The sequence below is a fragment of the Streptococcus sp. 20925_1_24 genome, assembly GCF_041432335.1.
Taxonomy (GTDB): Bacteria; Bacillota; Bacilli; order Lactobacillales; family Streptococcaceae; genus Streptococcus; species Streptococcus mitis_BM.
The window spans coordinates 1-10,858 of record NZ_JAPVZM010000023.1 but is presented as its reverse complement, the minus strand read 5'-3'; the positions used below and the strand labels follow the sequence as shown (position 1 = coordinate 10,858).

Genomic DNA, 10,858 nt, shown 5'->3' with positions numbered 1-10,858 from the left:
AGATTCCCCGGTTTTCATTTCATTAAAAGTAAGAGACCTATTTTTTCAGTGGACTCGAAACATCCAAGCTCGTTTTCTTATTTCTCAACTTTCACTTTCCCTTTCCAAGAATCCAATCCATAAGAAAGGATATAAATCTCAGAAAAACCTTGTTTTTTCAAGTAAAGGGCCGCATTTGTGACACGTTGCGCACGTTGGTTTTCATAAAGAAGGACAGGTTTATCCTTACGAAGGGCTGCAAGACTAGTTTTCAACTGACTTGAAGGAATATTGCGTGCACCAAGGATATGTTTTCTGTGGAATTCTGCTGGGTCGCGCAAATCAATCAATTGACCCGTACGAATCAAGGATTCAAACTCCTCATTGTCTACGATTTTAGCCGCACGGCGAATACGAAGATAGTTAAAACCCATCCACGCCAACATTGCTAGTATAAGTGCCCACAAAATCCAAGTAACCATTAGTTCTTTTCTCCATTTTTCTCAATATAATCCAATTCTACCTTGTGCTCTCTGCGAAGAACCGCTTCTGCTTCTAGATAGTCTAATTTGTCCATCAACCCTGCGTCATAAATCCGAGAGAGTTCCAACTTCATCAGTTCAATATCATATAAGCGTTTTCCCATGTAAACAATAATACCAAATTGTTTGAGGAATTGTTGCACATCATAGAATGTTTTCATAAGACTCATTCTAGCAAAATTTTGTGTTTTTTTCAAGAAGAGACTCACACAATGCCCCTGATTTTCCTATCTTCTTTGGCGATTCTGACGCAAGTGTGGTACAATAAAAACATGAGAATTCAACAGCTACATTATATTATCAAAATCGTCGAAACTGGCTCTATGAATGAGGCAGCCAAGCAACTCTTTATCACCCAGCCCAGTCTTTCCAACGCTGTGAGAGATTTGGAAAATGAAATGGGCATTGAGATCTTTATCCGCAATCCTAAGGGCATCACCTTGACCCGTGATGGGATGGAGTTCCTCTCTTATGCCCGTCAAGTTGTCGAGCAAACCCAACTTCTGGAGGAACGCTATAAAAATCCTGTCGCCCACCGCGAACTCTTTAGCGTTTCGTCTCAGCACTATGCCTTTGTGGTCAATGCCTTTGTCTCTTTGCTCAAGAAAAGCGATATGGAGAAATACGAGCTCTTCCTTCGTGAAACTCGTACTTGGGAAATTATCGACGACGTCAAGAACTTCCGTAGTGAGGTCGGTGTCCTCTTCCTAAATAGCTACAACCGTGATGTTTTAACGAAAATGCTGGATGACAACCATCTGCTGGCTCACCATCTCTTTACAGCCCAGCCCCATATCTTTGTCAGCAAGACCAACCCTCTGGCAAAGAAAGACAAGGTGAAACTGTCTGATTTGGAAAACTTCCCTTACCTCAGCTATGACCAAGGGACACACAACTCCTTCTACTTTTCAGAGGAAATCCTTTCCCAAGAGCACCACAAGAAATCTATCGTGGTCAGTGACCGTGCCACCCTCTTTAATCTCTTGATTGGTTTAGATGGTTATACCATTGCGACAGGGATTTTGAACAGCAATCTCAATGGAGACAATATCGTTTCCATCCCACTAGACATTGATGACCCCATTGAGCTAGTCTATATCCAGCATGAAAAAACCAGCCTATCCAAGATGGGCGAACGCTTTATCGACTATCTCCTAGAAGAAGTCCAGTTTGATAGTTAAGAATCACTCTAAATCGAATAACCTAAAAACCTCAAGAACTAGTTTTCAACCCTAGTTCTTGAGGTTTTTTCTCTAATTGTCAATCAAGATGATTTTATAAAATCTTATTTTTTAAACCAAAATTTAGAAAGGATTACAACAAGGACAAGTCCAGCTCCTGCAACAATGCCAAACACTGGAACGTTTCCAAATAGTTTTGGTTCTGGCTTTGTCTCCTCACCACTGTCTTGAGTTGATTCTGCCACTGTATCGCCTTGTTTCGCTACTTCTTGCTCTGATTTTTTCTCTATTTTCTTAGGACCATAATTGGGATTTACAAAAGTTGCGAGCATGGTGGGCTTAGAATAGTCTTCCTCGCCTTCTTTAACTAACCATGACGCATTATATAAATTCCGTCCTTCCAATACCATCCCAAAATCAATTCGCTCACCAGGAAGCAAAACTGCTCCTAAACCTACACTAAAAAAGAAAGCTTCTCCGTCATTGTTCTCTTTTAAGACAATAAATCCGTTCTCACTCACTTTTTTAAGTCGAGATATTTTTCCTCTAATATCTCCATCTTTAAAGGTTCCACTGTAGCTTCCATCCTCTCCTAAAATGAGTGATGAAGCTCTACCAGGTTTGGTACCTTTATTAGGTTCTTTATTAATCCAAGTACCTACTAATTCGGATGGGAGAGGAATTTCATCTCCAATTTTAGCATCGACAAGGGACTTTGGCATGGGAGGATTAGGATCCATATTTTCACCAATAATCGGGAGATTTAGAGAAGTATATCCAATCGTTGAGGTGTCTATTTTTATTTTAGAGTCAAGGTTTAAGTCATCCAGATCACCTTCTCCTGCTCTAAATTCACCTTTTTTAATTAACGTTGGCTCCTTATTTTCTTTAGAAAGTTGGAACAATCTATATGACATAATCCCTGGAGAACTTTCGAACACTATAATACTACCATCTGTGTATGTTTCAATAACTGTCCCCATCCTGAGACTTATATCCCAAAATCTATCAAATAAGGGAGTTGGGGTATTACCATTCATATAATATACTTCAAACAGTTCCCATTTTTCACCATTAGTAAGACCAATTAATAATTCATCCGTCCCATTTTTGTCAATATCCTTCAAAGCGTAACCAAGTCTATTAGCATTATTCTCAAATAGATGTTTACTCTCCCACTTCTCAGTAATTTGTGGCAATAGTTGGTTGTAGTCAGTACTGTCAGCTTGGGCTGAATTCACTAGTGAAAACAAACCACAAAGTAAACCCAGACAGGTCATCATGTTTATAATTTTCTTCATATTATTTCTAATTTTAATTTCACTTATATAAATCAATAAATATTATTTTGATGGTAATGATTATGCGTATGGTAATGATTTTCTTGAACATGTAAATTTCTCAAGTAATCAACTGCTTCTTCTGTATTTCTACGGATTCCATCTAACTGCTGTAATTGCAAAGTTTGAACATAATTGTTATATCTTAATGCTTGAAGCATTTTCTTAGTATCAATATATTGTTCCCTTTGTAACTGTAGCATTTCTTTCTGATAGTTCAACTGTAATTCTTTATATTTTGTTTCATCATATAAATTTACAAGTTCCTTCATATTATCAGCTTTGAAATTTTCTAAAGCTCCGATAAAAAATTCTATAGCTTCTATGAAATAGTAATCTTTGGGATACCATCCACTACCAAAAGCCACTAGAGCTCCTGCAGCTTCTTGCATCTCTATTTCACACTGCTGTTGCTCTTGCTTAATTTCTTGTTCATGTCTAATCTGTCTATCATAATCAGACTGTCTCATGCCTGAATTTTTAATGAGTTGTTTATTATCATCATCAATTAGCGTATTAATGAAATCAACCCATTTAGGATACCAAATTTTACCTAAAATAGAAGTTAAATAAAGCATTCCTAAGGCTATAATTGAAAAAAATATACCTTCAAATAAGTTAAAACTTATTAACCCTATTATTGCAAAAAATATTATCCTAAGAGGTGCAGCTAATAACATGACTAAAATAATCCCTGTCCATATATTTAACCATTTTTCTGTTTTTCGACGTATCTTTTTTTGAAGATAAAAAATTAAAATTGCTGTTGCTGCCAAATACATAACAAGTTCAAGAAGATTACCGTCACCAAACCAAAACATTAGTAGAAATTTAGCTAGATTTCCCAAAGCACCAAACAGAACTACATAAAATGATTGCCTCATCATTTTCTCTATTTTGTTAGATGAATTACTTTCTAATAAATTTTGTAATTGAGCTTGTATTTGCTTAGCTTTCCTTCTATCATTTTCTAACTTCATCTTATAGTTTTGCTTTTGATAAATATAATCTATACCTCTATGTAGATTATAAATTTTCTAATAATACTGATTTTTCTTCCACTTCATTCTCCATCTTTTTTCTATTTTACTAAAAACCTGCCATTACTATCACATTCATCCCAACTACTACTGAAAGAAAGTTATTTAATGAATCTGTTTACTAGTAGTCTTATCACCTTTTATGACCATTATTGCTGCAAAAATATTTATCAAAACACAGACATAATATAGAATCGCTCCAAAACCTAAATCCGATCTTCCAACCAATTCTTTTGTTATTGAAAAATGAACAAAAATTCCAAATAAACTTACTAGAATAACTATAATAGATGTAATAATTTGAAGCACCCTTCCTTTTCCAATTACTAAAGACAATAAAAAAGTAATCACAAATGCACCATACCAAATCAAAAATAAATACCATAATGGTGCATCTAAATATTCTGAAACATGTTCACTTAATGGAGGTATAAACTGATTACCCGATGAAACAACTGGCAATAAGAAAGTAATCAATCCTACTAAACTAGCTATAGTTATTAATTTTTTAAATTTCATTCATATTCTCCCTATATACAATTTCTTACCCCAGTAACTTTTAGGGTACTGAGGTAAGCTTTTAATGTGTAGTCTATTTTACTCGGTTAAAGGTTTGATCTGGCTCTTGAAGATAAAGTTCCTTATCTTTTAACATATATTTTGTTTTTCCTAAATCTCTTCCTTTATCGTCTGTGATTGTCAATTCTTTCTTTTTTTTATCAATTTTCACTAGTCTTTTTTCTTTGTCTCCGTCTGAATCTTCAGAAATGACGGTCCCAGAATTTCCTTTAATCACCATGACTAAATGATCACGTCTTGTTAAAATTTCATAAGTTCCATCTAATGGATCACTAGTTAATTTGCGAACTCCAAAGAACACAACAAGAAAGATAGCTAGGCTTATTCCGATAGATTGTAGAGGTTTTGTTTCAAATAATTTTTTAATTTTTTCAATCGAACCATCCATATCTAGATTTTCGATTTGTTTTCCAGCTTTATCTACAAAACTTGCTGCCTCTTTTTTGATTGCTTCTACTCTATCAGGCTTCTCTGTCACTACTTCATTAATTGATTCTTCCATTCTTTCCGTAGTCTCTTCGACTTTTTCTACGGTCACTTCTTCGTTCGTTTGGTTTTCATGTTTTTCCATTATTTTCTCTTTTCTCCCTGTTTAAAATAAGTTTTATCTACAGTATAGATTTATTTTCTTATTTCACCCACTTACCTGAGCCATCTACTGTGTAGCCATCTGGGGTACGTTCGTTAACCGCCATCTTACCATTTGACTTGAGATAGTAGTCACCTACCCATGTATTACGGGCGTAACTTCCTTCTGATGTTAGGTAATAGTAAGATTGGTAGCTACTATCATAGATCCACTCACTCTTAGCCATTTTACCATCTGATTTGAGGTAATAACTTCCAGACCAAGTATTACGCGCATAGCTACCCTCTGCTGTCAAGTAATAGTATGATTGATAGTTATTGTCATAAATCCACTCGCTCTTAGCCATATAGCCACCTGCTTTGAGGTAATAATTGCCTGACCAAGCATTTTGAACAAAGTTACCTGAAGCATTTAGATAGAAGTATGAATTGTACTGAACATCAAAAATCCATTGATTCACTACTTTCACACCAGCTTGGTAGTAAGAAGAACCTGACCAGCCAGTCTGACCTGAGTTAGAGTTAGTAGATTGTTTTGGAGTTTCAGTAGCTGTTGGTGTTTCTGAATTTGTTATAGGTACATATCCGTGATTTGATACTTTAAAGACTTCTGACCGACCAAAATATCTTTTCCCAAAGTCTTTTTCACTATAAACATCAATATGATATCTTCCATCTTCAGCATATAGTAACCAAACATGGTCTTGACTTCTAGTTTGATTCCCAAAACTATTAAAGTTATAACTAGATACAATAGCCCCTGTATCTTCATTAACTAAATCGTAATACAAAGATGGATTATCATTAGAAGAATTTCTTTGAATATCTACCAGCACACTTCCTGAATAAAACGGATTCCCAGTAGTGGCTATCAAGGTGATTTTCAAGGGATTTTGAGTATCCTTGACACTCATATCTGTTAAGGCGTGAACCTCCATTGGTTTAGAAGTCATAAGACCCACTGATAACAACGAACCTGCTAATAAAGAACTAACTAATATTTTTTTATTTTTCATGATTTCAAATTCCTTTTCTAATCCTTATCCTACCCACTCACCGTTAGCATTAACCTTATAGCCATCTGGTGTAGTGGTATTTACTGCTAAAGCTCCTGAACTATAGGCGTAGTACCATTTACCAGAAACTGTAAGCCATCCTGTTGTCATAGCACCTGACTTGTCAAGATAGTACCATGAACCATTATCTTTTACCCATCCTGTAGCCATTGAGCCTGAGTTATTCAAGTAATACCATGTACCGTTATCTTTTATCCAACCTGTAGCTATTGATCCTGACTTGTTCAAGTAATACCATGTACCGTTATCTTTTACCCATCCTGTAGCCATTAAACCTGACTTGTTAAGGTAATACCATGTACCATTATCTTTTACCCATCCTGTAGCCATTGAACCTGAGTTGTTCAAGTAATACCATGAGCTACCAGTTTTGACCCAGCCAGTTTTCATCCAACCTGCGTGATCAAAGTAGTACCATTTATCCTTTATTTGTTCCCAACCGTTGGTTGTATATGAACCATCAGCATGTTTGTACCACCAACGACCAGATGATTCAATCCAGTTACCAGCTTGTGAGTCTTCTACTTTCTTGAGTTCTGTATCTGTTTTCTTCTTCGCTTGTTTCCCTGCAAGATACTCCAGATACCAATCTGATAAATTGTAGTCATCCTTGCTTTCAGCCTTAACCAACTTATCAAACTCTTCTTGGATTTCAGCTAGTTTAGCTTGTTCAGCTTTCAATTTAGCTGTAACTGCATCCAATTTGTCTTGTGCCAATTTTGCAGCAGATTTTTCTTGAGTTAGTTTTGCTTCTAAATCAGCTACTTTTGCTTGCGCATCTGCAAGATTTTTGTCTGCATTTAGATAAGCACTCAATTCAGTTGCAATTGCTTTCGCATCTGACACCAATTTGTCTTTTTCTTCATGGAGTTTTGCTTGTTCAGCTTGAAGAGCAGTCAACTTGTTTTCTTCTGCTTGCAATTTTGCTTGCGCATTTGTAAGAGCAGTTTCAGCATCTTTTTGAGCAGTTTTGGCTGTAGCTAGTTCAGCTTTAGCTGTTTCAAGAGCAGTTTCTTTTTCTGCTTGGCTTCTTGAGAAGTTTTCAACAGCTGTTTCAGCAGTTGCTTTACGTTCTTGTGCATTTTTCAAAGCAAGGTTTGCCAATTGCAAGTGCTTTTCAGCAACTTCTGTTTGAAGTGGACTAGCTGTTTTGCTTGCCAATTCTTTTTCAGCTTCTGTTTTAGCTTCAAGTGCAGAAGCATATTTGCTTGAAGCTATTGCCAATTCTGCTTTAGCGTTTGCAAGAGCAGTTTGAGCTTGGTTGTTTTGTTTTTGAGCTTCAGCTAGTTTTGCTTCAAGTTGGGCAAGGTCTTGGTTTAGGTTGATTTTGTGTTTACCATCGCTACCAAATGAGTTGACAAACCAACGTCTACCGTTAATGTTAGCAACAGTCATTGCAACACCACCACCGCTTAAGTTGTTAAAAGCGTGTCCCCAATTTGATTTGTCATCAAGGAATGAATATCTTTTAAAAGCATCTAACACAGTATATTTCAAATCAAGCATTGTTGTTGCACCATTACCACTGACAGTAGCCAAGTTTTCAGCACCATTATTTTCGGTAATGTGACCAGCAACAGATGGGTCAGTTCCACGAGCTTCATAGGCTTTTGCCATTTTCTTGCTATGTTCAAGAGTATCTTGAGCAACATAAGCTCGATATTCTTCTGGATATCCCATATTTTCTTGCAAAGCATTGATTAATTTAGCATAAAAATCACTGATTTCAACAATTTGGGCATCTGTTAAATTGTCAATATCCACTTTACGATTATCATCGTTTTGATTAAAATCAACTGTAAGAGCTTTATACATTTCAACTCCTAGTCTGAACATTAACTTTTTAGCTTTATCGTCATGTCTCCAGCTATTGCGAATATAATAACTCTTAGCATCTTTAAATGTAACATCGTTCTTATCAAGACCATAGTAAGCTTTTTCTTCATCTGTCAAATGGTGAACTGGATTTCCCATATGAATGACAGCTTCATCAGAGCGAGCTTTCTGTGCATCCAAAGCAGTTTGCGCTTCTTTTTCTTTAGACGCTGTAGCATCTGCTTTTTCTTGGATGGACTCAACTTTTGTTTTATCTGCGTCCATCATTTCTTTAGCTAGTTTCAAGGCGTTATTTTTGACATTCACATTGTTTGTAGCTTGTTTGATGGCTTCTGCGCGGTTGCTATCTGCTTTCTTAGCGGTTTCGACAGCTTTTGTTGCGCTTGAAATATTCGCATTTGCTTGTTCAATATCTTTTTCTGCTTGGTCAAGTGAGGCTTTTGCTTCACCAAGTCCTGAACCATTTAGCGCGTCTTCAGCTGATTTTACATTAGCTTCTTTAGCGGTTACTGTTTTATCAGCTTCAACTTTCTTACTTGTTGCGCTGGCAACGTTAGCTGTTTCAGTCGCTACAGTCTCAGTTTGTGCTTTAATTGCTTCAGTAGACGCTTCAGTTGCTTTTTGATTGGCATCTTGAGCTTTTACATTGGCGTCTTGTTTAGCTTTTGTAGCAGTGATATTTTCTTCTGTAGCATTTGCTTTAACAGCTTCCGCTGACTTCAAGTTCTCTTTAGCGCTTGTCAAAGCAGTTTCAGTAGTTGTAACAGCTTGGTTAGCAGAAGTAGCTTCAGCTTTTGCTGTTTCACTTTCAGCTTCAACTTGCTTAACAGTAGACGCTTGAGCATCAAGAGCAGGCTTGATATCAGAAGATTTCTTCACTTCTGGTTTTGTATCGGCTACAGGTTTTGAAACAAGAGCTGGTTCATTGACAGCAGTTGAATCAACTGCTGTTGTGTTAGTTGCTTCTTGAGCAAATGCAGGCACACCAACAGACGCAAGCGCAATAGCTGTTGAAGTTGTGAGGGTTTTCAGTTTCTTCATCATTTTCTCCTTTAATGACTGATAGAATAGGATTGAGTGGTAAGTCAATCCTTGTTATACTAGTATAACAAGCTTACTTTATTTTCCATTCTTTCCCTTATCATACCATAATAGATATTTAAATTTTTCGGCATTTAAACTATAGTTTCAATGTTATTTAAAAAATCCAAAAATAGCATAGAATTCTAATATTTTGTAACTATAGTTTTCTTTTCTCTATTTTTTCTCTAAATTTTTGTATAATAGTTTTAGAAGTATGTAAGGAGATTATTTATGGAAAATCTATACCCATTTGGAGCTACATTTAAGTATCTGCGCGAAGCACGAGGCCTCAGCCTAAAGGAAGCCGCCTCAGATATCGTATCACCACAGTTCCTAAGTCAATTTGAAAAAGGAGACAAAGGAATTTCACTTGAAAACTTTGCCAAACTGTTAATTGTTATCGGAGTTGAATGGAATGATTTTGTTCTCGCCTATGCAAATAAAGGTGGAGACTGCTTAGAATTACCAGCTATAGAATTTGGTAAGCATGTGGTCCATGAAGAAGATATCCTCACTTATATTGAAGAATACGAAAAATTATTTGATGTCTATCTAAAAGACAACCCACTTCAAGCAGAGATGATTTTCAAATCTATTAAATTAAGACATTATCCAACCATATCAAAAAGTCCTGAAACTGTTGCCAGAATTCAAAACATTATCAATCATTTAATGAAATCGGATGTCTTTAATAGTATCGAACTTGAAATTTATCGCGTCATTGTCAATCATTGTCCGATGGAACTTATTGATCATATGAGCAAACAATTACTACTTATGTACAAAGAAAGTGCCAATACTGACACCTACATCCGCATTTTAAATGCTCTCACTTTCTCCGCAAAATACTTCTCTGAACTGGGTTACTATCAAAAGGCTGACGATATTATTAAAAAAATTAAATCACTTCAGACCTTCGAACGAGGCTACCTGGCTATTCCCCTCATGTTCCTAGAAGTTGAACATGTTTACAATCAATTTAGATGGAATAAACCTGAGGCTATTCCCTTAGCAAAAAATTTATTTAATTATCTTCAAAGCGCAAAATTTATTGATCAGCAATACTACTCTAATTTTATCAACGCCTTCACTTATCATTGCCATGCATTAAATAAGACTGGTATTGATTTGTTCTAATCGTCAAAAAAGTTGCTCCATTTTAGGAACAACTTTTTTAGGCTCTATAATATTTGTAGTGGGTAAATCCCCTATAGATATTATGGAGCCGTTTTTATTGTAGAAAAAAAGTCCCATAAGATCTATAATGAAAAGCGACCAAACCATCATTAGAAAGAATCCTATGGAACAATTACATTTTATCACAAAACTACTAGACATTAAAGACCCTAATATCCAATTTATGGATGTCATCAATAGGAATACCCACAAAGAAATCATCGCTAAACTGGACTATGAGGGCCCATCTTGCCCTGATTGTGGAAGGCAAATGAAGAAATATGACTTTCAAAAACCGTCTAAGATCCCTTACCTAGAAACGACTGGTATGGCTACTAGAATTCTACTTAGAAAACGTCGTTTTAAGTGCTATCAGTGTTCAAAAATGATGGTTGCTGAGACTCCTCTAGTAAAGAAAAATCATCAAATCCCTCGTAT

General features: G+C 36.0%; 11 protein-coding genes. 3 read left to right on the top strand and 8 right to left on the bottom strand.

The annotated features are described in order from the left end of the window. Positions 1-77 precede the first annotated feature (77 nt). Both O3650_RS09515 and O3650_RS09510 read right to left on the bottom strand, forming a co-directional pair. Positions 78-461, bottom strand: a complete 384-nt coding sequence (locus O3650_RS09515) for a rhodanese-like domain-containing protein (protein WP_050365443.1) — start codon at positions 459-461, stop codon at positions 78-80. Then, the gene (locus O3650_RS09510) at positions 461-730 is read right to left on the bottom strand and encodes a YqgQ family protein (protein ID WP_000051786.1); all 270 of its coding nucleotides are present in this window, start codon (positions 728-730) and stop codon (positions 461-463) included. Before O3650_RS09510 ends, O3650_RS09515 begins: the two co-directional genes overlap by 1 nt. Positions 731-793: 63 nt before the next feature. Between O3650_RS09510 and O3650_RS09505 the strand changes: the two genes are divergently transcribed. Next, a complete protein-coding gene (locus O3650_RS09505) occupies positions 794-1,702 on the top strand; it encodes a LysR family transcriptional regulator (RefSeq protein ID WP_001222592.1) in 909 nt (302 codons plus the stop codon). Positions 1,703-1,806: 104 nt separating this feature from the next. On the opposite strand, the gene O3650_RS09500 is transcribed toward O3650_RS09505, so the two are convergent. The 6 genes from O3650_RS09500 to O3650_RS09475 form a co-directional block, all read right to left on the bottom strand. Then, positions 1,807-3,003, bottom strand: coding sequence for a hypothetical protein (locus O3650_RS09500; protein ID WP_371492018.1), 1,197 nt, complete (start codon positions 3,001-3,003; stop codon positions 1,807-1,809). Positions 3,004-3,035: 32 nt separating this feature from the next. Further along, complete coding sequence (locus O3650_RS09495; RefSeq protein WP_238393785.1) at positions 3,036-4,022, bottom strand: hypothetical protein; 987 nt, start codon at positions 4,020-4,022, stop codon at positions 3,036-3,038. A 165-nt stretch (positions 4,023-4,187) separates the two neighbouring features. Next, on the bottom strand, positions 4,188-4,601 hold the full coding sequence (locus O3650_RS09490) for a hypothetical protein (protein WP_000669444.1): 414 nt from the start codon (positions 4,599-4,601) through the stop codon (positions 4,188-4,190). 73 nt (positions 4,602-4,674) lie between these two features. After that, positions 4,675-5,232 carry a hypothetical protein gene (locus O3650_RS09485; RefSeq protein WP_371492016.1) on the bottom strand — a complete coding sequence of 186 codons (558 nt, stop codon included), beginning with the start codon at positions 5,230-5,232 and terminating at the stop codon, positions 4,675-4,677. A gap of 58 nt (positions 5,233-5,290) precedes the next feature. Then, a complete protein-coding gene (locus O3650_RS09480) occupies positions 5,291-6,265 on the bottom strand; it encodes a choline-binding protein C (protein WP_371492014.1) in 975 nt (324 codons plus the stop codon). 24 nt (positions 6,266-6,289) lie between these two features. Continuing rightward, the gene (locus O3650_RS09475; RefSeq protein WP_371492012.1) at positions 6,290-9,202 is read right to left on the bottom strand and encodes an SEC10/PgrA surface exclusion domain-containing protein; all 2,913 of its coding nucleotides are present in this window, start codon (positions 9,200-9,202) and stop codon (positions 6,290-6,292) included. Positions 9,203-9,475: 273 nt separating this feature from the next. Between O3650_RS09475 and O3650_RS09470 the strand changes: the two genes are divergently transcribed. Both O3650_RS09470 and O3650_RS09465 read left to right on the top strand, forming a co-directional pair. Then, the gene (locus O3650_RS09470) at positions 9,476-10,381 is read left to right on the top strand and encodes a helix-turn-helix transcriptional regulator (RefSeq protein ID WP_173278167.1); all 906 of its coding nucleotides are present in this window, start codon (positions 9,476-9,478) and stop codon (positions 10,379-10,381) included. 163 nt (positions 10,382-10,544) lie between these two features. After that, positions 10,545-10,858 (top strand): transposase family protein (locus O3650_RS09465; protein WP_371492010.1); only part of this gene is annotated, 314 nt, incomplete at its 3' end.

Excerpts from the sequence above, each read along its gene's own strand:
- O3650_RS09475 (WP_371492012.1), bottom strand. The coding sequence starts at position 9,202 with ATGAAGAAACTGAAAACCCTCACAACTTCAACAGCTATTGCGCTTGCG.
- O3650_RS09515 (WP_050365443.1), bottom strand. The coding sequence starts at position 461 with ATGGTTACTTGGATTTTGTGGGCACTTATACTAGCAATGTTGGCGTGG.
- O3650_RS09480 (WP_371492014.1), bottom strand. The coding sequence starts at position 6,265 with ATGAAAAATAAAAAAATATTAGTTAGTTCTTTATTAGCAGGTTCGTTG.
- O3650_RS09495 (WP_238393785.1), bottom strand. The coding sequence starts at position 4,022 with ATGAAGTTAGAAAATGATAGAAGGAAAGCTAAGCAAATACAAGCTCAA.
- O3650_RS09505 (WP_001222592.1), top strand. The coding sequence starts at position 794 with ATGAGAATTCAACAGCTACATTATATTATCAAAATCGTCGAAACTGGC.
- O3650_RS09500 (WP_371492018.1), bottom strand. The coding sequence starts at position 3,003 with ATGAAGAAAATTATAAACATGATGACCTGTCTGGGTTTACTTTGTGGT.
- O3650_RS09490 (WP_000669444.1), bottom strand. The coding sequence starts at position 4,601 with ATGAAATTTAAAAAATTAATAACTATAGCTAGTTTAGTAGGATTGATT.
- O3650_RS09470 (WP_173278167.1), top strand. The coding sequence starts at position 9,476 with ATGGAAAATCTATACCCATTTGGAGCTACATTTAAGTATCTGCGCGAA.
- O3650_RS09485 (WP_371492016.1), bottom strand. The coding sequence starts at position 5,232 with ATGGAAAAACATGAAAACCAAACGAACGAAGAAGTGACCGTAGAAAAA.